Source organism: Streptomyces sp. NPDC056161, from assembly GCF_042268025.1.
Taxonomy (GTDB): Bacteria; Actinomycetota; Actinomycetes; order Streptomycetales; family Streptomycetaceae; genus Streptomyces.
In genome coordinates this window covers 65,936-88,102 of record NZ_JBHJUV010000012.1, presented here as the reverse complement: position 1 = coordinate 88,102, position 22,167 = coordinate 65,936, and the positions used below count along the sequence as shown (strand labels likewise).

At 72.7% G+C, this 22,167-nt stretch carries 13 protein-coding genes; all 13 read left to right on the top strand.

Going from position 1 to position 22,167, the window contains the following annotated elements:
• The first annotated feature begins 17 nt into the window (after nucleotides 1–17).
• The 13 genes from ACFC09_RS13610 to ACFC09_RS13550 are packed head-to-tail and all read left to right on the top strand — an operon-like array spanning nucleotide 18 to nucleotide 22,115.
• Entirely contained in the window at nucleotides 18–2,051 is a 2,034-nt protein-coding gene (locus ACFC09_RS13610) for an ATP-binding protein (protein ID WP_376526972.1), read from the top strand.
• Entirely contained in the window at nucleotides 2,042–2,338 is a 297-nt protein-coding gene (locus tag ACFC09_RS13605) for a hypothetical protein (protein ID WP_376526970.1), read from the top strand. The genes ACFC09_RS13610 and ACFC09_RS13605 overlap by 10 nt, the downstream gene beginning before the upstream one ends.
• A complete protein-coding gene (locus tag ACFC09_RS13600) occupies nucleotides 2,335–8,868 on the top strand; it encodes a DUF4157 domain-containing protein (RefSeq protein ID WP_376526968.1) in 6,534 nt (2,177 codons plus the stop codon). The genes ACFC09_RS13605 and ACFC09_RS13600 overlap by 4 nt, the downstream gene beginning before the upstream one ends.
• Before the next feature lie 16 nt (nucleotides 8,869–8,884).
• Nucleotides 8,885–9,427: an SUKH-4 family immunity protein gene (locus ACFC09_RS13595; RefSeq protein ID WP_376526966.1), complete on the top strand. Its 543-nt coding sequence runs from the start codon at nucleotides 8,885–8,887 to the stop codon at nucleotides 9,425–9,427.
• Complete coding sequence (locus ACFC09_RS13590; protein WP_376526963.1) at nucleotides 9,424–10,113, top strand: hypothetical protein; 690 nt, start codon at nucleotides 9,424–9,426, stop codon at nucleotides 10,111–10,113. Before ACFC09_RS13595 ends, ACFC09_RS13590 begins: the two co-directional genes overlap by 4 nt.
• A gap of 10 nt (nucleotides 10,114–10,123) precedes the next feature.
• Nucleotides 10,124–10,486, top strand: coding sequence for a hypothetical protein (locus ACFC09_RS13585; protein WP_376526961.1), 363 nt, complete (start codon nucleotides 10,124–10,126; stop codon nucleotides 10,484–10,486).
• Entirely contained in the window at nucleotides 10,479–11,618 is a 1,140-nt protein-coding gene (locus tag ACFC09_RS13580) for a hypothetical protein (protein ID WP_376526959.1), read from the top strand. The genes ACFC09_RS13585 and ACFC09_RS13580 overlap by 8 nt, the downstream gene beginning before the upstream one ends.
• 33 nt (nucleotides 11,619–11,651) lie before the next feature.
• Nucleotides 11,652–12,188: a phage baseplate assembly protein V gene (locus ACFC09_RS13575; RefSeq protein ID WP_376526957.1), complete on the top strand. Its 537-nt coding sequence runs from the start codon at nucleotides 11,652–11,654 to the stop codon at nucleotides 12,186–12,188.
• 16 nt (nucleotides 12,189–12,204) lie between these two features.
• Nucleotides 12,205–12,540, top strand: coding sequence for a hypothetical protein (locus tag ACFC09_RS13570; RefSeq protein ID WP_376526955.1), 336 nt, complete (start codon nucleotides 12,205–12,207; stop codon nucleotides 12,538–12,540).
• Nucleotides 12,537–12,923, top strand: coding sequence for a GPW/gp25 family protein (locus ACFC09_RS13565; RefSeq protein ID WP_376526953.1), 387 nt, complete (start codon nucleotides 12,537–12,539; stop codon nucleotides 12,921–12,923). Before ACFC09_RS13570 ends, ACFC09_RS13565 begins: the two co-directional genes overlap by 4 nt.
• Nucleotides 12,920–16,084, top strand: a complete 3,165-nt coding sequence (locus tag ACFC09_RS13560) for a putative baseplate assembly protein (protein ID WP_376526951.1) — start codon at nucleotides 12,920–12,922, stop codon at nucleotides 16,082–16,084. Before ACFC09_RS13565 ends, ACFC09_RS13560 begins: the two co-directional genes overlap by 4 nt.
• Nucleotides 16,081–19,911, top strand: coding sequence for a putative baseplate assembly protein (locus ACFC09_RS13555; RefSeq protein ID WP_376526949.1), 3,831 nt, complete (start codon nucleotides 16,081–16,083; stop codon nucleotides 19,909–19,911). Before ACFC09_RS13560 ends, ACFC09_RS13555 begins: the two co-directional genes overlap by 4 nt.
• Entirely contained in the window at nucleotides 19,911–22,115 is a 2,205-nt protein-coding gene (locus tag ACFC09_RS13550; protein WP_376526947.1) for a hypothetical protein, read from the top strand. Before ACFC09_RS13555 ends, ACFC09_RS13550 begins: the two co-directional genes overlap by 1 nt.
• The last annotated feature ends 52 nt before the right edge of the window (nucleotides 22,116–22,167 follow it).

Sequence of the window (22,167 nt, the reverse complement as noted above, 5' to 3'; positions counted from 1 at the left end):
GGGGGGCGGGCGACCACATGGGAGCACACACGACGCACGAACCGGCGACGGCCGCCGCGCCCGGCGACGGCACGCCGCTGACCACGGAGATCCACCGCGTCCTCACCCGCGTCGACACCCACGCGGCCCGCGCCGCCCGGGACACCGCGCACCCGGACGGCGGCCGTACGGAGCGCGGAGCCGAGGACCCCGGTGCCGCCCACGGTGCGGGGGCCGGAGGCGCCGACGCCGACGTCGTACTCGCCGGCCCGGGATCCGCCGCCCTCGCCGCCCTCGTCGACTGCTTCGGGCTCACCTCGTTCGAACGTGACGTCGTCCTGCTCACCGCCGCCGACGAACTCGACCCCACGACCGCCGCCCGGTGCGCGGCGGCGGCCGGCGACCCGCAGCGCGCCCACCCCACCTTCTCGCTCGCCCTGGCCGCGCTGGACGACCCGCACTGGAGCGCCCTCACCCCCGTCGCCCCGCTCAGGCGCTGGCGGATCGTCGAACTCGACGACCCCGCACGGCTCACCACGTCCCGGCTCCGGCTGGACGAACGCATCCTGCACTTCCTGCTCGGCTCGCCCTACCTGGACGCCCGTCTGCACGGCCAACTGCGCCGCGTACCGGTGCCGCGGGCGCTGACGCCGTCCTACGACCTGGCGGCGAGTGGCCTCGCCGAGGGCTGGACGGCGGGCACGGGACCGGACGCGCCACTCGTCCTGGTGACCGGCGGGGATCCGCACGGCCGGGCCGAGATCGCCGCGGCGGCGGCCGCACGCGCGGGCCTCGGGCTGTACTCGATGAGCGCCGAGGACGTCCCCTCCGACCCCGTCGAGCGCGACCGGCTCGCCCGGCTGTGGCAGCGCGAGGCGATCCTGCTGCCCTCGGCGCTCCTCGTCGAGGTGGGCGAACTGGACCGCGACCAGCGGGCGGCGACCGAGGCGTTCCTGGCCGGGGCCGCCGTACCGGTGGTGGTGTCGAGCGAGGACCCACCGCGGTCGGAGCGGTCGTACCGGGCCAGGATCACCGTGCCCCGGCTCGACGACGACGAGCAGTTCGCGCTCTGGGGTGACGCGTTCCGGGACATCGGCGACCTCGACGACGGCGAACTGCGCTCGCTGGTGGCCCAGTTCCAGCTGCCGCCGCACGTCGTGCGGTCCGCGGCCGCCACCGTACGCCGTCTGCTGCCCCATGAGGACGAGCTGGACGCCGCCGGCCTCGCCTGGCGGGCCGGGCTCGACGAGGCACGGATCGGCATGGACGAGCTGGGCCGGCGGATCGAGCCCCGGGCCGGCTGGGACGACCTCGTCCTGCACGAGCGGCAGACCGGCGTGCTGCGGGAGATCGTGGCGCACGTGCGGCAGCGGGCGACCGTCCACCAGGAGTGGGGATTCGCGGCCACCCTGCGCCGCGGCCTCGGCGTGACCGCGATGTTCGCGGGCGGCTCCGGCACCGGGAAGACACTGGCCGCCGAGGTCATGGCGAAGGAACTCGGACTCGACCTGTTCGTCGTCGACCTCTCCCAGGTGGTCAGCAAGTACATCGGCGAGACCGAGAAGAACCTCCGCCGGGTCTTCGACGCCGCCGAACGCGGCGGCGCGCTGCTGCTGTTCGACGAGGCCGACGCCCTCTTCGGCAAACGCAGCGAGGTCAAGGACAGCCACGACCGGTACGCCAACCTCGAAGTGAGCTACCTGCTCATGCGGATGGAGGCGTACCGGGGCCTCGCCGTCCTCACCACCAACATGAAGCAGGCCCTCGACACCGCCTTCCTGCGCCGCATCCGCTTCGTCGTCGACTTCCCCTTCCCGGCCGAGCACGAACGCGCCGAGATCTGGCGCCGGGTCCTGCCGCCGCAGGCCCCGGTCAAGGACATCGACCCCGGACTGCTCGCTCAGCTCACCGTCGCCGGCGGCTCGATCCGCAACATCGCCCTCTCCGGAGCCTTCCTCGCCGCGGAGGAGGGCGACCGGCTCCAGATGCGGCACATGCTCGCCGCCGCCCGCACCGAGTACCTGAAACTGGAGCGCTCGCTGACGCCCACGGAGGTCCGCGGATGGGTGTGAATCGCTCGCGGGACCGGGCACCCTCGACGGTCCGGGTCGAGATCGGCGAACTGGTGCTGGACGGCTTCCGGGCGGATCCGGAACGCGTGTCGGCCGCCTTCGAGACGGAACTGACCCGGCTCGTACGGCTGCACGGCGTACCGCTGGCCGTGGACGGCCCGGTCGCCGTCGACGCGCTGTCCGGCCTTCCGCCGCTGCCGGCCGGGCTGTCCGCCCGCCGGCTCGGCCAGGAACTGGCGCGCGCCGTCCACGAAGGGCTGAGCGGTCACGGGGAGGTGATCCGGTGAGCACCCGGGCCGACGGCCGTGCGGAACAGACCGCCGAACAGCGCCGCCGCAAGCGCAAGGAACGGGCCGCCAAGTCCCGCACGCCCGAACCGAAGAACATCGTCAGCGGCGCGGGCCAGCCCCTCGACCCGGGCGTGCGACGGGAGCTGGAGGAGCAGCTGGGCCACGACCTCGGCCGGGTACGGCTGCACACCGGCCGGGACGCCGGACAGCTGACCGAACTGCTCGGCGCGGACGCGGTCGCCGTCGGCCAGGACATCCTCTTCCGTGAGGGCGCCTTCCGGCCCGGCACCGACGAGGGCCGGCGCCTGCTCGCCCACGAACTCCAGCACACGGTGCAGAACCCGCACGGCCTCGGCACCCTGCGGGCCGGCCGCGAACTCGGCGCCGTGAGCCTGCCGCAGCAGGCCATCGAGCGGGAGGCGGAAGCGGCCGCGCAGGCGGTCGTACAGCCGGCCGCCGCGGAATCCGCCCCACAGGTCGAGGAGGGCCGGGCCACACCCGGCTGGCTGCGCTACGCCACCGTCGACGCCGACCGGATGCGCGCCGAGGCCGTGGACCCGGCGACCCTCGTGGACCGGCTCGCCGGCCATGTGCTGCGCGGACTGCGCGGCGACCCGGCCGACACCTCCGGCCGGGTGCGGCTCCAACTGGCCCGCATGTCCGAGCAGTTGGAGGACGCGGTCATCGAGCGCCTGGCGAACCGGCTGCTCACCCCCGAGTACGACCGGCTGCTGGAGATCGCCGAACAGGCCCGTCCCGGCCCCGTCGAACTCCAGCCCGCCGACACCCCGCTGCCCGAGATCGACCTCTTCGAACAGCTCGGTGTCGAACGTATCCAGTGGCAGACGAAGCAGGACGCCGACCGCAAGACCGCCGCCCAGCGGTCCGCCGACGCGCGCGAAGAACAGCGTGACGCCAAGGCACGCGACGAGAAGACCGGCAGCGATCGCAGCCGGGCCCACGCGGACGCGGCCACGGAGGAACAGGACGCCGCCCGGCGGACCGAGCAGGAGGACGAGCGCAACGCCTCCCGGCAGCGGGCGAAGGAGGAACAGCAGCAGGAGGACGAGCAGGCCGCCACCGACCGCGACCGCACCGACCAGGCCGCCGACGAACGCACCCGGGGGCAGCAGGAGGGCACCGAACAGGCCACGGAGCAGCGCAAGGAACAGTGCGAGCGGGAGGAGGCCGACCCGCGGCAGGCCACCGCGCCCGGCGCCGACAAGCGCAAGCAGCGGGACGACCAGACGCAGCCCGCCGCCGGGTCGCGGCAGGCCGGACCGGATCCCAGGCAACAGGCCCAGCCCGGCCCGGTACGCCCCGAGAAGGTCGACGAACGCGCCGAGCAACCCGACTCGGCGCTGTCCGAACACGGCCTCGACGAGAAGGACGAGGACGGCGGCGCCGACACCGAGCCCCGCGAGGAGGAACGGCCGCTCGGCCTCGAAGCGGGCGCCGACCAGGAGGTCGCCGGCGGCGAGGACGCGGACACCCGGACACCGGGCGGGCGGGACGAGCCCGCGCTCGAACCCGAGGACTATCTGCCCGAGGCCGACCTCGACCTGTCCGCCGTGCCCACCGCGGACAAGCTCGGACCGGGCGACGCCGATCCGTCGCCGCCCACCTTCCCCGCGCCGCCGCCGACGAAGGCCGAGAAGGCCGAACAGGAACGGGAGAAGGCCGAAGGGGAACAGGACGAGGACGGCGCCGGGCCCGAGGCGAAGGCCCCCGGCCAGGACGAGGGACCCGTCGAGGGCGAGGCCCCGCAGCCCGAGAACGGGCCCGTCGCGCAGGCCCAGGACCGCGGCACCAAGGAACTCCAGGAGACCGACAAGCCGCTCGACCAGGAGGTCGGCCCGGACCTCGCGACCCAGGACAAGGAGCGGCCCGAGCCGGAGACCGAGAAGCCCGACGCGGAGCAGCAGCAGGAGCAGGAACAGACCAAGGACGCCGACGACTCCGGTGCCGACGGGGCGGCCGGGGACGACGAGCGGCCGGACGCGAACGACGAGCAGGAGGAGCAGGCCGAACAGCGGGAGCGTACGGCCGCCGAGTCCCGTACGGGCGCCGCGTCCCCGTCGGCCCCGGGCTCCGCGCCCTCGGTCGCGAGCCCGGTCGCGGCCGCCGTGTCCCGGCCTGCGGGTGCGCAGACCCCCAGGACACCGGTCGAGGACCGCGACCCCTCGCCCGCCGCTCGCCGCGGTGCCGAACCGCCCCGGTCCGAGCGCGAGGCGCCCCAGGCCAAGAGCCGGGTGCCCAAGGAGACCGGGCCCGGGGCCGCACCGCGCGGTCCTGTGGGCGCCGCGGAGAAGACCGGGCCGGCCGTCGCCGCGGGCCCGGGTGCCGCGCCGTCCGTCGCACAGGCGGCGGTGAGCCCGGCCGCCGAGCAGACCGACGGGCCCGGCCAGACCGCGGCGACGGACGCGCCCCGGCCCGAGGCGTCCCTGGAGAAGGACGGCGGTGGCTGCGCGCCGCCCGCGCCTGCGCCCGAGAAGGACGAGGGCGCGCAGGGCAGTTGCGGCGGGGGCGGGGGCGAGGCCGCGTCCGAGGAGAAGCCGCAGGATCCGCCGGACGTCTCCGGGCAGGACCCCAAGGCCGCCGTACAGACCGTGAGCAAGCTGGCGCCCGACCAGGCGGCCGCCGCCATGCCCGGCGTCGACCGGGCCGCGGACAAGAAGATCGCCGAGGAGCAGAAGCGGCTCGACGCGGCCCCGCCGACTCGGGAACGCCCTTCGGGGGCACCGCAGACGCGTTCCGCGCCGCCCGCGGCCGCGCCCGTGGCCGCGCAGGTCACCGGCAAGGTGGAGCGGATCGGCCCCGAGGACCAGGGGGAGAAGCAGAAGGCCAAGGGCGGCGCGAAGGCCGAGGGCGACCAGCCCGCCGCGGACGTTCCCCCTCCGCCGCCGCCCGCCGTGCCCGACAAGGGGCTCAGCGAGGCCGAGGCGAAGAACGTGGAGGCCGCCGCCGACGCCGTCCCGACCACGGACCCCGCACTGGAGAACAAGACGGTCGGCCCGGCGCCCAAGATCCGGCTGGAGGGCGCCAGCGACCCGACCCGCACCGACGACCAGGCCAAGGCGCTCAAGGACAAGCAGTCCGACCTGCGCACGACCGGCCGCGAGGACGCGGCCAAGCCCATGGGCGAGGACCAGATCTTCCCGGACGCGCCCCGGGAACAGCTCACCGGGAAGGCGGCCGGCGGATCCGGAGGCGGCAAGGGCGGCGCGCTCGCGGCCACGCCCGCGCCGAAGGCCGGCGTCGGCGCCGTCGCCAAGCAGGAGAAGGGCACCGAGATCACCGGTGCCGCGGGCAAGGCACAGGGCGACCTCGGCGCCAAGGAGAAGGAACAGCAGCAGAGCGAGCAGCAGGCCAAACGGGACAAGCAGACCGAGATCGACCGCGAGGTCGAGCGGAACACCGCACAGCAGACCGCGGAACGCGGCAAGGTCGCCCAGGAGACGCAGAAGCAGCGCGAGGACTGGCGGACCGAGCAGGACAAGAAGATCGAGGACGCGGACAAGCAGTCCGAGGACGAACACGGCAAGCAGAACAAGGAGATCGTCACAGCGCGCGACGACAAGGACAAGGAGATCGTCGCGCGCAAGGACACGGACAACGGGAAGATCGACACCGAGCGGGAGAACGCCGAGAAGGAGGCCAAGAAGAAGAAGGAGGAGAAGAAGCCCTCCGGTGGGCTGTTCGGCTGGATCGCCGACAAGGTCGCCGACTTCTTCAAGGGCCTGCTCGCGGCGGTCACCGCGGTCTTCGACGCCGCCCGCAAGGCGGTCAACGGGATCATCGACCAGTTCAAGGAGTGGGCCAACCAGGCCATCGACTTCGTACGCGACCTGGCGATCAAGGCGATCAACGCGCTGGCGGACGTCCTGATCGCCCTCGGCGACACGCTCCTCGCCGCCTTCCCCGCGCTGCGGGACCGCTTCCGCAAGGCCATCGAGGGCCTGCGGGACGCGGCCGTCGCGACGGTCAACCAACTGGCGGACGGCCTGAAGAAGGCCGTCAACTCGCTCCTGGACGCCCTGGCGGCGGGCCTGAACAAACTGCTCGACGTCCTGGAGGCGGGCGTCAAGGCGGTCATCAAGGCGTACCAGGCCGTCATCGAGGGCGCGATCAAGTTCGCCCAGGCGGCCATCGAGGCGCTGGGGAAGTTCGCGGCACTCGTCGCCGACATCGCGCCGGACCCGGGCGGCTGGGTCTCCAAGGCGGGCAGCGCGGCCAGGACGGGCATCACCGACCACCTCTGGGGCGCCATCAAGGTGGCGGTCAAGCAGTGGTTCGACACGAAGGTCGAGGGCGTCCTCGGCCTCGGCAAAGCGGTCATCGACGTCCTGGTCAAGGGCTGCGTCTCGATCAAACAGATCGGCAAGATGGCCTGGGACGCGATCATCGCCTCCCTCCCGATGATGATCGCCACACTCGTCATCGAGAAGGTCGTCTCGATGATCGTCCCCGCCGCCGGCGCCATCCTGACGATCGTCCAGGGACTGATGGCCGCCTGGTCGACGGTCAGCTCGATCCTGTCTGCGTTCTCGAAGTTCTGGGCGTACCTGAAGGCGGTGAAGGCGGGCCCGGCGGCCTGCCTGTTCGCGGAGGCGGTCGCGGCAGGCGTCGTGGCCCTGCTCGACTTCATCACCAACTTCCTCCTCCAGCGCCTGGCCAGGGCGACGAAGGGCGTCGGCAAACGGCTCAAGGCCATGGCCCAGAAGATCATGGACGGCCTGAAGAAGGTCGGCGGCGGGGCGAAGAAGGCGGCCGGGGCCGCGGTCAACTCGGCGCGGGGGGCGATGCGGAAGGCCAGACAGGCCCTGGCCCGCCCCGGCACCGCACCGAGACCGAAGGGCAAACCGTCACCGGAGCCGAAGTCCCCGGTGAAGCCGAAGGAGCACGCGACACCGAAGGGGCCGGCGAAGAAGCCGGACGCGGCGGAGTCGGGGCGGAAGGACTCGGAGCCGAAGCCCGCCAAGGAGCGGGAGCAGGAATCGTCGAAGGACAGGACGCCGGACCGGGGTCCCGCCAAGGACAAGAGGCCCGACACCACCCCCAAGAAGAAGAAAGAGATCGAGGGCCCCAAGCCGGCCAAGCCCAAGAAGCCCAAGTCTCCGGTGGGCAAGGCACTCGCGAAGGCCAAGGGCGCGGTCAAGTCCGCCTTGAAGAAGGTCGGCAACGCGGCGAAGACCCTCGGCCGGAAGCTGAAGAAGTCGAAACTGGGCAAGGCACTCAAGAACGGTGCGTCCAAGCTGCGGAACTTCTTCAAGAAGAAGAAGGACCGGCTGCGGGACCACAAGAGGCGGCAGCAGGAGCAGAAGAGGCAGAAGCAGGACCAGCGGAAGAAGGACGAGAAGTCGAAGGAGTCGAAGGAAGCGCGGCTCCATAAGATCGTCCAGCGGATTCGCCCGCGGTTGCAGAACATGCTGGGCAAGGGCATCGGCCGGCTGGCTTCGAAGGCTGTGCTCGTCGGGCTCCGTACCTGGTACCGGCTCACCGAACTCGGCGACACGCAGAGCAGCCCGTTCAAGGTGAATGCCAGGTTGAACCCGACCGAAAGCGCCGGCGAGGGAGATCGCGCCAAAGTCGAACTTTCGGCCAGGCTGGACGAATTCCTCAACAAGGATCCCGAACGACGGGCACGCCTTGAGCAGGCACTGAACATTTCGACGATCCACGACTGGCTTCTGTTCAAGGGGGCGGAGAACGCCGATCAGTTCATGATGAAGATCCGGCGGATACTCAAGGATCTCGACAAGGCGGATCAGCGCAATGCGAGGGACAAAGCGCTTGGCACGATCAGGACGGCGGAAAGCGACACAAGGAAGAAGCTGCGTGCCCAAGATGCCAACAACGGGAGATGGCAGCCGGACAACGGTGAGCTTCCGGATGGTGTGGTCAGCCAGGAGGAGGATGCTTTCCACCGCGTACACATGAGCGACGCGATCCAGCGGGCCAAGCCGCCCATCGTGGGTGACCCGAACCTGCCGCAGGGGGTCGCCCGGGTGACGTGGACCCCGGAGAAGATGGCGAACAAGGTGGAGTTCGCCCGGAAGGCCCTGGCTCTCAAGAAGGCCGGCGAACGGGGTCAGGTCTCCAAGTTCAAGAGCAGCGCGGATGAAATGTTCCTCGACGAGATCGACCGTGAAATGTTGATCGCTCAATTCGGTGAGACCGCGAGGAGACTCAGGGAGCCGAAGAAGAAGAAGGACAAGCCGTCACGGGATCCCGCCCTGGCCACCCGGATCAATGATCTCAGTTTTAGGTTCAGGCAACTGGTCATCATTCGCGCGGACCAGTTGGCCAAACCCAAGGGGCGGCCGTTCCAGAACGAAGTCAAGGAGCGGATCAACAACATGCAGGCCGACCACACAGTCGAACTGCAGTCAGGTGGCCGTGACATATATGACAACCTGCGGCTCATCGATAAGGGCATGAACAAGAAGATGGGGAGGCAGATCACGGATTCGGTGAATCATCTGGACTACGGCGCCCTGTATACTTTCGATATTAAAATGTACTGACTGGCTGAGGGGATTCATGGCTTCCCATGGCGAGCTCGTCGAAATCTTCGGCGAACGCAACATCGAAACGTTTGACTACAGAGAGGCCCTGCGGATCGGCCTCGATGAAGAGGACGCGCTCATCCTCTCCCACGTGGGACTTCCGAAGAATTGTGGAGCCCTCTTCACGACTGAGGTGGAAGGGAGTCCGCCGCTTTTCGCCGTCCGGAATTTCTCGGACGACGGGGCCAATCGCGCGGTGATTCTCGGCGGGCCGCGTGACGACCCGAAAATGCGATACTTTCTCAATGTCCGGGATAGTTTCGTTGGGTTGATCGCTTTCCATGACGAACCTCGTGGAGAGGTGGTGAACAGCACCCTGGGTGATTTCGTGGAATTCCTGTACCGCATCGCCCGGCGTGATGTGTCGCCGACTCCTGGATCGAGCGCCGAAGGCGTGCGGGACGCCGACGAGCTCGCAGAGATTCTCATTGATCGCGACCCGCATGCCTTCCGCGAGCCGGACACCTGGTGGTCGATCGCCATCAAGCAGATCAGAGAGCATGAAGAGGGCTCATGACCCGCTACGCCGACATCCCCAAACCCATCCGCTCCGGAATCGTCGTCGTCAGCCCCGACACCGGCATCCCCCAACGCATCATCGTGCTCCAGTTCAACCCGGACACCCTGGAACGCAGCATCGCGCCGCAGTCCGCCGGGGACAGCGGTGACAGCGGAGGAGGCGGCACCGGCAGCGGCGACCGGAACGAAGCCCTGCGGCTGAAGGGACCGGCCCAGGAGACCTGGAAGTTCACCGCCGAGATCGACGCGACCGACCAGCTGGAGATCGCCGCGCCCGACGGCATCCACCCCCAGCTCGCCACGCTCGAAATGCTCGTACAGCCCACCACCGCGCAGCTGCGCGCGGCGACCCGGCTGACGCAGAAAGGGGCCATCGAGATCAGCCCGATCGAGATGCCGCTGACACTGTTCACCTGGGGGAGCAAGCGGGTCATGCCCGTCCGGCTGACCGAACTCTCCGTCAACGAGTCCGCCTTCGACGTGAACCTCAACCCGATCCGGGCCTCCCTCGGCATCGGGATGAAGATCCTCACCGTCAGCGATCTGCCCGCCGGGCACCGCGGCGCCGATCTGTACATGGCCCACCTCGCGCAGAAGGAGCGGCTCGCCGCCGCCGCCGCGCGCGGCGGCGGCCTGGGCGCCCTCGGCCTCGGCGGCGCCGACCTCGTGACCGGAAGGGGCTGAGACCACCGCCATGGCCGACATCGAACCGTACGAGAGCGCCCTGGACTCCCTGCCGGGCGCGCACCCCTACCCGCGCACCAGCCGCTACCACGACGCGGAGATCGGGGTGCACCGGCGTGCGGACGGGACCGAAGTCCGGTACACCAAACGGCGCCTGCTGCCCCCGTTCGACGAGGAGACCGAGCCGCACACCGTCGGCGCCGGGGAGCGGCCCGATCTGCTCGGGCAGCGCTTCCTCGGCGACCCGGGCCAGTGGTGGCGGATCGCCGACGCCAACCCCGTGCTCGACCCGCGGGAGCTGACCGACGAACCGGGACGCGTCATCGACATCCCGCTCAGCGGCGGGTTCCCCCGCGGGGAGCGCCATGTCTGAACAGCCCGTGGGGCAGGGCCCCGTCCACATCCAGCTCCAGATGGGGCCCACGCTGGCCCGCCCGGTCCCGCTGGAGGTCGCCGAGGCCCTGCTGTCCGCCCAGATCACCGCCACCGCCGGGGAGCGCAGCGGCTTCCAGTTCGCGTTCGACCTCACCAAGAACGGGCTGATCAGCAGCCGGTTGCTGCCGGAGGGATTCTTCGATCCGAAGACCCGCGTCATCCTCACCGTCAGTGTCCGCGGCACCCCCGAGGTGCTGTTCGACGGGCTGATCGTCCGGCAGGAGGTCGGCGCCAGCAACATTCCGGGCCACTCCACCCTCACCGTCACGGGCGAGGACCTGACGCTGCTCATGGACCTGGAGGAACGCACCGCCCGCTACCCCAACCTGCCCCCGTCCGAGCGCGTCCTCGCCATCCTGCGCCGCTACTCGGAGTACGGCATCCGGCCGGACGTCTACAAGGAGAAGGTGGCCCAGCCCCCGCACCAGGACCTGCGGGTGCACTACCAGACCGGCACCGACCTGCAATACGTCACCGAACTGGCCCGCGCCAACGGGTACACCTTCTACCTGGAGCCCGGACCCGCCCCCGGCCGGTCCGCCGCCCGCTGGGGACCCGAGGTCCGGCTCGGCGTCCGTCAGCACGCCCTCAACGTCAACATGGACGCCAACACGACGGTCGACCAGCTGACCTTCTCCTACGACGGCACGGCGCGGGAGGAACCGCAGGCCCGCTGGCAGGACCCGGGGACGCGGCAGACCACCCTGCTGCCGCAGCCGCCGATCAGCCCCCTGCGCCCGCCGCTCGGCCGTCGGCCCACCCCGGCCCTCAAGCGCAAGACGCTCTCCGGCACCGCCAAGCAGCAGCGTGCACAGGCCGAGGCGGAACTCCTCGCCAGGGCCGCCGTCTCCGCCGACGTCATCTCGGGGTCCGGCTCGCTCGACGTCAACCGGCACGGCTACCTCCTCCAGCCGCGCCGACTGGTCGGCGTGCGGGGGGCGGGCCGGGCGTACGACGGCGACTACTACGTCAAGTCCGTCACCCACAGCCTGCGCCCGGGCTCGTTCCAGCAGAACTTCACCCTCTCCCGGGAGGGCCTGGAGGCACGCAGCGACTACGTCCGGCCCTGACCCGAACCACCTAGGAACCAGGAGCAGTTCAGCATGGCGGCACCCAGCAATCGCTATCTCGGCAAGTTCCGCGGTCGGGTGGTGGACAACAACGACCCGCTGCACATCGGCCGGATCACGGCCGAGGTCCCGGACGTCCTCGGTGACGAGCCGTCCACGTGGGCGCTGCCCTGCCTGCCGTTCACCGGACCCCAGGCGGGCCAGTTCGTGGTGCCGCCGCCCGGCGCGGGCGTGTGGGTGGAGTTCGAACAGGGCGACCCCAGCTTCCCGGTGTGGACCGGATGCTGGTACGGCGACGCCGCGGAGCTGCCGCCCGACGCGCGCCGCGAACTCCAGGCGAACGCGGCGAACAAACCGGTCGTGGTGCAGACCCCGCAGGACCACAAGATCGTGCTCAACGACACCGCCGGCGCCGAACAGGGCGTCCTTCTGCAGGCCCAGGGCGGTGCTTACATCCGCATCACCAAGGAAGCCGTGGTCATCGCCACCGGCGCCGGCGCCGAGGTCATCCTGCGCGGTCGTGAAGTGACCATCAACGAGGGCCAGTTGACCGTCCTCTCCAAGCGATAGACAACGGGGGAAGAACTTGTCCGGAAGTCTGCTGGACGCGAGCGCCGTCATCGGCTGCCCGCACGGCGGCCGTGCCGCGCCGGCCACCACGCCCACGGGCGGCCTGCGGATCGCGGGCGCCGCCGTCGCCACGGCCACAGCCGCGTACGTCGTCGCCGGCTGCCCGCACATCGTCGACGGCGTGCCCTCGCCGTGCGTCTCGGTCCGCTGGACCCCGGACGGCTCGGGCATCACGGCCGACGGCGCACCCGTGCTGCTGGACACCTCCGCGGCCCAGTGCCTCAGCGCGGCCTTCGTCCCCCAGGGCCCGCCCGTCGTCCAGGCCGCGCAGCGAAAGGTCACCGTCCGATGAGGCCGACGAGCCACCGCACCCGCACCGACATCGCGTTCCCGTTCCACGCCGACCGGCGCGGACGTACCGCGCACGCCCGCCCCGCCGAGCACGTGCACGACCTGATCGAGCAACTCCTCTTCACCAGTCCCGGCGAACGCGTGATGCGTCCCGACTTCGGCTGCGGACTGCTCGACCTGGTCTTCGCCCCGAACAGCCCCGAACTGGTCAGCACCCTCGAACTCGCCGTCCAGGCCGCTCTCCAGCGCTGGCTCGGCGACCTGGTCGAGGTCGTGTCCCTCGACATCGCCGGCGAGGACGACGCCGTACGGGTCCAACTGTCGTACCTCGTACGGGCCACGGGTTCGGTGCACGAGGACCTCTTCGAGGGGAGGGCGGCATGAGCGGGGGAACCACCCGGCGGGCCAAGGTACGGGCCGCCCGACTGGGCGGGATCGACGCCGTCGAGGCCGGTGACGACGGACTGCTGCTCAGCGTGACCTTCCTCGGCAAGGCCCCGCACGGGCTCGGCCCGGAGAACGTCCGGATCGACGGCGGCCGCCGCATCACCGGCATCACCGCCGTGGACCTCAGCGTGGAACGCGAGGAGGACCCCGAGCTGGACGACCGGCTCCACGTCACCCTCGACCGGACCGGCGACACCTCCCGCTACCGGCTGTCGCTGGTGGAGGCCGACCCGTACGGCCGCCCCGGCACCGAACCCTTCCGCGGCTTCGACCAGGGCTACCACAGCGCGTCGTTCTCCTTCCGGCCCGACCGTCCCACCCCGTTCGACTGCGTCGACGCCGCCGAACGGCCCGCGGACCTCCCGGCCGTGCCCGTCATCGACTACACGGCCCGCGACTACGACACCATCCGCAAGGTGCTGCTCGACCGGCTCGCGCTGACCACCCCCGACTGGCAGGAGCGCAACCCCGCCGACCTCGGCACGACACTGGTCGAACTGCTCGCGTACACCGGCGACCAGATCAGCTACCAGCAGGACGCGGTCGCCACCGAGGCGTACCTCGACACCGCGCGCCGCCGGGTCTCGGTGCGCCGGCACGTCCGGCTCATCGACTACGCCATGCACGACGGCAGCAACGCCCGCGCCTACGTCACCGTCGGGACCGCAGCCGACCACACCCTGGCCCCGGGCACGTTCCGCTTCGCGTCGGTCGACGTTCGCACCCTCGACCCGCACGACCGCCCCGAACCCGGCACCGTCATCGACGAGAACGACCTCGGCGACCTGGACGAGCGCGGCTCCGTGGAGGTCTTCGAACCGGTCGTCGCCGCCGATCCGCTGCGCCTGCGGGTCGCGCACAACGCGATCCGGCTGTGGACCTGGGACGGCGAGGTGTCCGCCCTGCCCAAGGGCGCCACCGCGGCCACCCTGCGCGACGAGTGGGCGGACCCCGAGACCTGCCGGGAACGCCGCCTCGGCCTGAAACCGGGCGACGTCCTGGTCCTGGAGGAGGTCAAGGGCCCGCGCACCGGCACCCCGGGCGACGCCGACCCCGCCCACCGCCAGGCCGTACGCCTGACCTCCGTCACGCCCGGCCTCGACCGCATCGAGGACCAGCCCGTCCTGGAGGTCACCTGGGCCGCCGAGGACGCCCTGCGCTTCCCGTTCTGCCTGACCGCGCGCGGCGGACGGGACTGCCTGCCCGTCGCGGACGTCACGCTCGCCCGCGGCAACACCGTCCTCGTCGACCACGGCCGCTCCGGCCTGCACGAGACCGTCACCGTGCCGCCGGCCCCGGCCGTCGTGGCATCCTGCGACCCTCCCCCCACCGCCGGCCAGGGGTACCCCCAGCTCGCTTCGCCCGGCTTCGGCTGCCCGGACCGCACCGAGGGCAACGCGCCCGCACGGCTCATCGCCCTCCTCACGGACCGGACGGAGAGCGGCCGGGCCCTGACCCCGGACGACGTCCGCCACCTGTTCGAGACCGTCGGGGAGCAGGCGACCGTACGCGCCGGGCTCGGCCTGGAACAGGCCGGGCAGCGGTCCACGGGAGCACCCCCGGCCGGAGGCTGGGGGAGGGTGGTGCCGGGCACCGCCTACGCACAGGCCGCGGCGCTGCGGACGCTGCTCGCACAGTCCCTCTACCCGGGCATCCGGCCGCGCTTGCGCCCCGTCCTCGGCCGGGCACCTGTCACCCAGGCGGTGCCGTACCCGGACCCGGCCACGGTCGCCGCCGGACAGGCCGAACGGATCGCCGCCGTCCCGGGCCGGGTCCGGCAGCGGCTCGTGGACCTGTGGCGCAGCGCCCGCGACCGTGACGGGCTCGGCGAGGAGGAAGTCACCGAACTCGCCCTGATCTACGGCCTGAAGGTGCTGGAGCGACTGGAACTGCGCCGCCACCCGGTGCGCGCCCTGCGCGAACTGCTGTACCGCTCCGACGAACTGCTCGACGCCAAGCTCCGGCGCATCGGGATCCTCGCCGCGCGGGCCCGCTCCGGCACGGTCCTCGACGGGCACATCGCCTGGGAGATCGCGCACAGCTGGGGACCCGGGTACGCGGCCGAACTGCACCCGGAGGAGCCGGTGCTGCGCGGCTCGGCGACCGCCGCCCTCACCCAGGACCCGCGCCGCGCCCTGCCCGCCGTACGCCTTGACGACCGCGACGAGACCTGGGAGCCGCGCCGCGACCTGCTCGACAGCGCCTCCCGGGACCGGCACTTCGTGGGCGAGCAGGAGGACGACGGACGGCTCGCCCTGCGCTTCGGCGACGGACGGTACGGCGCCGAGCCCACCCCGGGGGCCCGGCTGGCGGTGCGCTACCGGCTCGGCGGCGGCGTCACGGGCAACGTCGGCGCGGAGGCCATCAACCACCTCGTCGTCGAGGCGGGCGGCACCCCGCCGGCCGCCACCGTCCGCAACCCGCTGCCCGCCACCGGCGGAACCGAACCCGAACCCCTGGAGCAGGTACGCCAGCTGGCCCCGCTCGACCTGCGCCGCACCAGGCTGCGCGCGGTCACCGCCGAGGACTACGCGGCCCTCGCCTCCGCCCTGCCGGGAGTGCAGCGGGCCGCGGCCGCCATCCGCTGGACCGGCAGCGTCCAGGAGGCCCATGTCGCGATCGACGCCTACGACAGCGACAGCCCCTCCCCGGAGCTGCTCGCCTCGACGGCCCAGGCCCTGGAGACGTACCGGCGCATCGGGCACGACCTCGTGGTCGACCCCGCCCGGCTGGTCCCGCTGGACATCGCCCTCACGGTGTGCGCCCTGCCCGGCCACCTGCACGGGCAGATCCTGGCCGACCTGTACCGGGTGCTCGGCCGCGGCCGGCTGCCCGGCGGGCGCCTGGGCTTCTTCCACCCGGACGCGCTGACCTTCGGCGAACCCGTCCGGCTCAGCCGACTGGTCGCCGTCGCGGCGGCCGTGCCCGGAGTGCAGAGCGTCGAGGTCACCCGGCTGCGCCGGCTGTACGAACCGGACCGAGGAGAGAGGGAGGACGGCGTGCTGCGGCTCGGCCCGCTGGAGATCGCCACCTGTGACAACGACCCGGACCGGCCGGAGAACGGCCGGCTGGCGGTATCCCTGGGAGGTGCCCGATGACCCGGGGCTGCTCCTGCGGCGGCGCGTGCGGCGGCCACGACGAGCGCCTCGCCCCCGCCCCGCCGCACAACCCTCCCGGCCGCACCGCCCTCGACTACCGCGTCGGCGAGTACGGTTCCTTCCTCGCCGCGCTGCTCGACCGGCTCGCCTCACCGGCGTACCCGGCGCTGACCGGCCTGACCGTCCGCACCTCCGACGACCCGGCGATCGGCCTGCTCGACGCCACCGCCGTCCTCGGGGACCTGCTCACCTTCCACTCCGAGCGGATCGCGGACGAGGCGTACATCCGCACCGCGGGCGAACACCGCTCACTGGCGCTGCTCGGCCGGCTCGTCGGCCACCGGCCGCGGCCGGGCGTCGCGGCCGGCACGCATCTCGCGTACACCCTCGACCACGACCCGCGCGCCGCCGACCTGCCCGTGCTGATCCCGCGCGGGGCACGCAGCCACAGTGTGCCCGCCGCCGCCGACGAGGAGTCAGTGACCTTCGAGACGGCCCGGGACCTCACCGCCCGCTGGGACTGGAACGAGCTGAAGGTGCGGCGCCGCCGGCCCTCCCTCGTCACGCCCGAGGACCTCGACCGCCGCTCCGAACTGTTCGTGGAGGGCACGGCGAACTCCCTCCAGACCGGTGACCAGCTCCTCTTCGTCTTCGGCGAACAGGCGGGCGGGCAACGGCGGCTGCTGCCCGTCGCGGGCGTGCGCATCGACCGCGAGGGCGAGATCACCGCCGTCTCGCTGCCCGAGTCGGCCCCGCCCACGCTCAAGGAACTGGTGGACGAGGTGCGGCGCTGGACCGCGGAGCCCGCCGCTCCCGGTGAGCCGGGCGACGAGCCGCCGACGCCCGAGGTCCCCGATCCGCGCCCGGTCAGCCGGCTGATCGAGGACTTCGACGACCAGGTGCTCGCGCCGCTGCGGGCGGACCTGGACGGCACCACCACTCCGGAGGGCCTGGCGACCCGGCTGGCCGAGCCGCTGGCCCGGCTGAACGAGGCACAGGTGCTGGCCGAGCCGTATCCGGACGTGGCCGCGTGGTTCGAACGGCTGGAGGCGGTCCTCGCGGAACTCGCCCGGCGCGCCCTGGGCCTGGCACCCGCGCAGCCGGTCCAGACCGCGCAGCCGGGGCAGGCCGCCCGGACCGGCGAGCGCCCCGCCACCGAGGACGCCGGGGCGGCGACCGCGCAGCCCGCGAGCGGCCAACAGGCCCAGGCCCGTCCCGAGGATCCCCGCCAGGCCGCCCTCCGCGCCCTGGCCGGTGTCCTGCCGGCCCTGCGCGGCTCCGCACCCGCCGCCCGCGCGGGCACCCGCACCCAGCGCCCCGGCACCGACACCGCCCGCCTCCTCACCGCTCTCGATCCCGCCCTCGGCAGCCTCTACCCGGCCTGGCGCACGGCCGCCGCCCCGGCCGCCCCGCAACTCCTGCGCGAACTGCTCGCACTGCGCGTCACCGCCGCCCCGTTCGGTGCCACGGCCCCGCTGAAGCCGGTCCAGGACGACCGGGGCCGGGTCATCCGCAGCGCGGACTGGCCGCTGGCCGGCGGCGTGCTGGCGAGCATGCGCGTGGTGTACGACACCGCGGGCAAGACCCCGGTCCGGGCCGAGTTCCAGTACGTGGAGGGCGCCGGCTCCGACCAGCGCGCCGAGAACCTGCCCGTCGCCCAGCCGGTCACCTTCCCGCTCGGCCCCGGCCGGGTCGACCTCTCCACCCGGGCCGGGCAGGACCGCGACCTGAACTGGCTCGGCCGGCGCCCCGCCGACTCCCAGGAACCCGGCGTCACCGCCCGCCTCCAGTCCGGGCTGCCCGAATGCACCCTGTTCGTGGCCCGCCCCGACGACGACGGCTTCGTCCACGTGGGAGTCGACAACGGCACCACCCACGAGAGCACCCTGCGGCCGGGCGCCGCCGAGCAGTTCACGCACGGCGACTTCGAGGTGACGCTCAAGTACACCGTCGGTACCACCGAACCCAACGTAGAGATCGTCATCGCCGGCAGACCGGCGCCCGTCAACCGCCGTGTCCTGCAACTCGACACGGTCCAGGACGGCATCACCGTCGGCAGCTGGGTGGCGGTCCGGCGCCCGGCCAAGGGCGCCGACGGCGGCATCCCGGGCGACGCGGAACTGGCCTTCGTCACCACCCAGGTGGTCGCCGCGCGCACGGCCGCCTACTCCAACTACGGCATCACCGGCCGCGGTAGCGAACTCACCCTCGCCGACCCCTGGCTCGACGAGTTCGACGTCCTGCTCTCCCAGATCCGCGACACCACGGTGGACGCGGCGGGCGAACCGCTGCGCCTCGCGGACGAACCGCTCGGCGACGAGGTGCACGGCAACGAGATCGAACTGGCCGACCTGTACGACGGGCTGCGGCCCGGCCGGCTGCTGATCGTGACCGGTGAGCGCACCGACATCCCGGGCGCCGCCGGGGTCCCCGCCACCGAGGTGGTGACCATCGCCGCCGCCGACCCGGCCGTCGACCCCCGGCTGCCCGGCGACCACGTGCACACCCGGCTCACCCTCACCACCGACCTGGTCCACCGCTACCGCCGCTCGACGGTCCACATCCTCGGCAACGTCGTCGAGGCCACCCACGGGGAGAGCCGGGAGGAGGCCATCGGCAGCGGCGACTTCGACCGCGCGGGCCAGACCTTCGCGCTCTGGCAGTCCCCGCTGACCTGGCTCGCCGCCGACAAACCGCTGGGCGCCACCCCCGTCCTGGAGATCCGGGTCGACGGCGTCCTGTGGCACGAGGTCGACAGCCTCGCCGGGCGCGGTCCCACCGAGCGGGTGTACATCACGGGCACCACGGCGGACGGCCGGACGACCGTGACCTTCGGCGACGGCGTGCACGGCGCCCGGCTGCCCAGCGGCCACGAGAACGTGCGCGCCCGCTACCGCTTCGGCACCGGCAAGGCCGCCAACGTCCCCGCCGACCGGATCACCCAGCCCCTCACCCGCCCGCTCGGCGTCACCGCGGTCACCAACCCGCGTCCGGCCACCGGCGGCGCGGACGCCGACGGGCCCGGTCTGACCCGCCGTACGATCCCGCTCGCCGTCTCCGCCCTGGACCGTCTGGTCTCGCCGTCCGACTACGCGGACTTCGCCCGCTCCCGGGCCGGCATCGGCCGCGCGGCGGCCCGGGAACTCTTCGACGGGCGGCGCCGGGTGCTCCAGGTGACGGTGGCCGGGACCGACGACGTGCCCATCGCCGACGACGCGGACGTGCTGCGCGCCCTGCGCGGCGCGCTCACCGAGTACGGCGACCCGAACCTGCCCGTCCGCGTGGACGTGCGCGAACTGGTCCTGCTGCTCGTCTCCGCCAAGGTGAAACTGGCACCCGACCACACCTGGGAGGTGGTCGAACCCCGGCTGCGCCAGGCGCTGCTGGCCCGGCTCGGCTACGCCGGACGGGAACTGGCGCAGCCCGCCCGGCTCTCCGAGGCGCTGGCCACCGCCCACTCGGTACCGGGCGTCGACTACGTGGACGTCGACGTCTTCACCGGCGTGCCCGCCTCCGCGGGACCGGAGCAACTGAGCGAACTGCTGGCCGCCCCCGGGGTGCCGCGGCCCTCCGTACCGGCCCGCCCGGCCGCGTACGAGGAACGCACCCACACCGTCCGGGACGAACACGGCGAGACCCTGTCGTCCGTCTGCGCCCGGTACGGCGTCCCGCTCGCCGACCTGCTCCGCCTCAACCCCGACATCACCGACACCCGGCGCCTGGACAAGGGCCGGACGGTGTTCGTCTTCCGTGGCATCCGCCCCGCACAGCTCGCTCTGCTGTCGGCGCGGGCCGCCGACACCCTCATCCTGACGGAGGTCAAGTGATGTCCCCCGACGCCGAGTTGGAGACCCCGGCCTCGGTCGCGCCGCGGGAGCCGGACGGGCTCGCCGAGCTGCTGCCCCGCTGGCACCGGCTGCGCGACGCCGAGGAGGGCGAACCGCTGCGCGCCCTGCTCGCGGTGATCGCCGAGCAACTCGACCGGGTCCGCGACGGCGTCGCCCAGGGCTACGAGGACCTGTTCGTGGAGACCGCGGCCCCCTGGGTGCTGCCGTACCTCGGCGACCTGGTGGGCTACCGCACCCTGCCGGGTCACGAGCGAAGCGGGGCGGGGGCACCCCCGGCCGGAGGCTGGGGGAGCGTCCTCACCACCGGACCGCACGCCGGCGGGCGGGATGCTCTTGCCGAAGCCGTAGCCCCGCGCCGCGACGTGGCCGCCACCGTCGCCCACCGCCGCCGCAAGGGCACCCTCCACCTGCTGGAGGAACTGGCCGAACAGGTCGCCGACTGGCCCGCGCGGGCCGTCGAACTGTCCCGGCTCGTCGCCCACACCCAACCGGTGAAGCTGTACGGCAGCGGCCGGCGCGGGGACCGCGGGCGCCTGGTCGATCTGCGGGACGGGGCCGCGCTCGCCGTCGCCGGCGGACCGTTCGAACAGTCGGCCCGCACGGTCGACGTACGCCGCGCCGACTCCCGCCGCAAGCAGGGCGGCTGGACGCCGGCCGGGGTCGGGCTGTTCGTGTGGCGGCTGAAGGCGCAGGCGCTGACCTCGTCCCCGGCCTACTGCATCGACCGCGCCCGCAACCTCTACACCTTCTCCATCCTCGGCACCGACACCCCGCTGGTCACCAGGCCGGTCCCGGAGCCGTCGCCCGCATCCATCGCCGCCGTGGACAACGTCCCGGCGTTCATCACCCGCCGACTGCTGCACGACCGGTTCGCCGACTACTACGGTCCCGGCAAGAGCCTGGTCATCCGGTGCGACGGCGAGGACCGGCCGGTGCCGCCGGCCGACGTGGTGGTCGCCGACCTGTCGGACTGGCGCTACCGCCCCAAGCGGGGCCAGGTCGCCGTCGACCCCGAACTCGGCCGCATCGCCTTCGGGTCCCGGTCGGCGCCCCGCCAGGGCGTCTGGGTGGACTACCACCACGCCACCGCCGCCGACCTGGGCGGCGGCGAGTACGACCGCGACCGCGAACCCCGCCCGGACGCCACCGTCCTCAGGGTCGGACCCGGCCAGCCCTACCAGCGGATCATGGACGCCTACCGGGCCTGGCAGCAGGACCGCGGCCGGCACCGCACCGGGATCATCGAGATCACCCACAGCGGCGCCCACCAGGAGCAACTGGACTTCGACCTCGACCCCGGCGACCGTCTCGAACTGCGCGCGGCCGAGGGCTCCCGGCCGGTGATCAGACTGCTCGACTGGTACAGCAACCGGCCCGACGCCCTCAACATCCGCGCCGTGTCCGACGACTGCGCCCCGCACGAACGGCCCCGCGTCGTCCTCGACGGGCTGCTGGTCGCCGGCCGCGGCATCAACGTCACCGGCCCGATGGGCGCGGTGGTCGTCCGGCACAGCACGCTGGTGCCCGGCTGGTCCCTGGAGCCCGAGTGCGAGCCGCACTCGCCCGACGAGCCCAGCATCGTCCTGGACCGCACCACCGCCTGCCTGCAGATCGAACACAGCATCCTCGGCACCATCGAAGTCATCGGCGACGAGGTCGGCGAGGACCCCCTCGACATCCATCTGCGCGACAGCATCCTGGACGCCACCGGGCACGACCGCACGGCCCTGTCCGCCCCGGACTGCCGCCACGCCCACGCCGTCCTGCACCTGCACCGCACCACCGTCATCGGCGAGGTGCGCACCCACGCGGTGCGCATCGCCGAGAACTCGGTCTTCACCGGCGAACTGCACGTCGCCCGGCGCGGCATCGGCTGCCTGCGGTACTGCTACGTGCCGCCCGGCTCGCGCACCCCCCGCCGCCACCGCTGCCAGCCGGACCTGGCCGGCCCGGCGCAGGCCGCGCGGGTACGGCCGCTGTTCGCGGGCGAACGCTACGGCACCCCGTGGTACGGGCTGCTCGCCGACCGCTGTGCCCCGGAGCTGCGGCGCGGCGCGGACGACGGCGCGGAACTCGGCGCGTATCACGACCTGTACCGGCCGCAGCGCGAGGACGGCCTGCGGGCCCGGCTCGCCGAGTACGCGCCCGCGGGCACCGACGCCGGGATCTTCTTCGTGACATGAGCCGCCCGTCCGTGAGCGAGCCGCCCGCCGCCTTCGAGACCACTTCCTGAAC

Excerpts from the sequence above, each read along its gene's own strand:
- ACFC09_RS13610 (WP_376526972.1), top strand. The coding sequence starts at position 18 with ATGGGAGCACACACGACGCACGAACCGGCGACGGCCGCCGCGCCCGGC.
- ACFC09_RS13605 (WP_376526970.1), top strand. The coding sequence starts at position 2,042 with ATGGGTGTGAATCGCTCGCGGGACCGGGCACCCTCGACGGTCCGGGTC.
- ACFC09_RS13595 (WP_376526966.1), top strand. The coding sequence starts at position 8,885 with ATGGCTTCCCATGGCGAGCTCGTCGAAATCTTCGGCGAACGCAACATC.
- ACFC09_RS13590 (WP_376526963.1), top strand. The coding sequence starts at position 9,424 with ATGACCCGCTACGCCGACATCCCCAAACCCATCCGCTCCGGAATCGTC.
- ACFC09_RS13585 (WP_376526961.1), top strand. The coding sequence starts at position 10,124 with ATGGCCGACATCGAACCGTACGAGAGCGCCCTGGACTCCCTGCCGGGC.
- ACFC09_RS13580 (WP_376526959.1), top strand. The coding sequence starts at position 10,479 with ATGTCTGAACAGCCCGTGGGGCAGGGCCCCGTCCACATCCAGCTCCAG.
- ACFC09_RS13575 (WP_376526957.1), top strand. The coding sequence starts at position 11,652 with ATGGCGGCACCCAGCAATCGCTATCTCGGCAAGTTCCGCGGTCGGGTG.
- ACFC09_RS13565 (WP_376526953.1), top strand. The coding sequence starts at position 12,537 with ATGAGGCCGACGAGCCACCGCACCCGCACCGACATCGCGTTCCCGTTC.
- ACFC09_RS13560 (WP_376526951.1), top strand. The coding sequence starts at position 12,920 with ATGAGCGGGGGAACCACCCGGCGGGCCAAGGTACGGGCCGCCCGACTG.
- ACFC09_RS13555 (WP_376526949.1), top strand. The coding sequence starts at position 16,081 with ATGACCCGGGGCTGCTCCTGCGGCGGCGCGTGCGGCGGCCACGACGAG.
- ACFC09_RS13550 (WP_376526947.1), top strand. The coding sequence starts at position 19,911 with ATGTCCCCCGACGCCGAGTTGGAGACCCCGGCCTCGGTCGCGCCGCGG.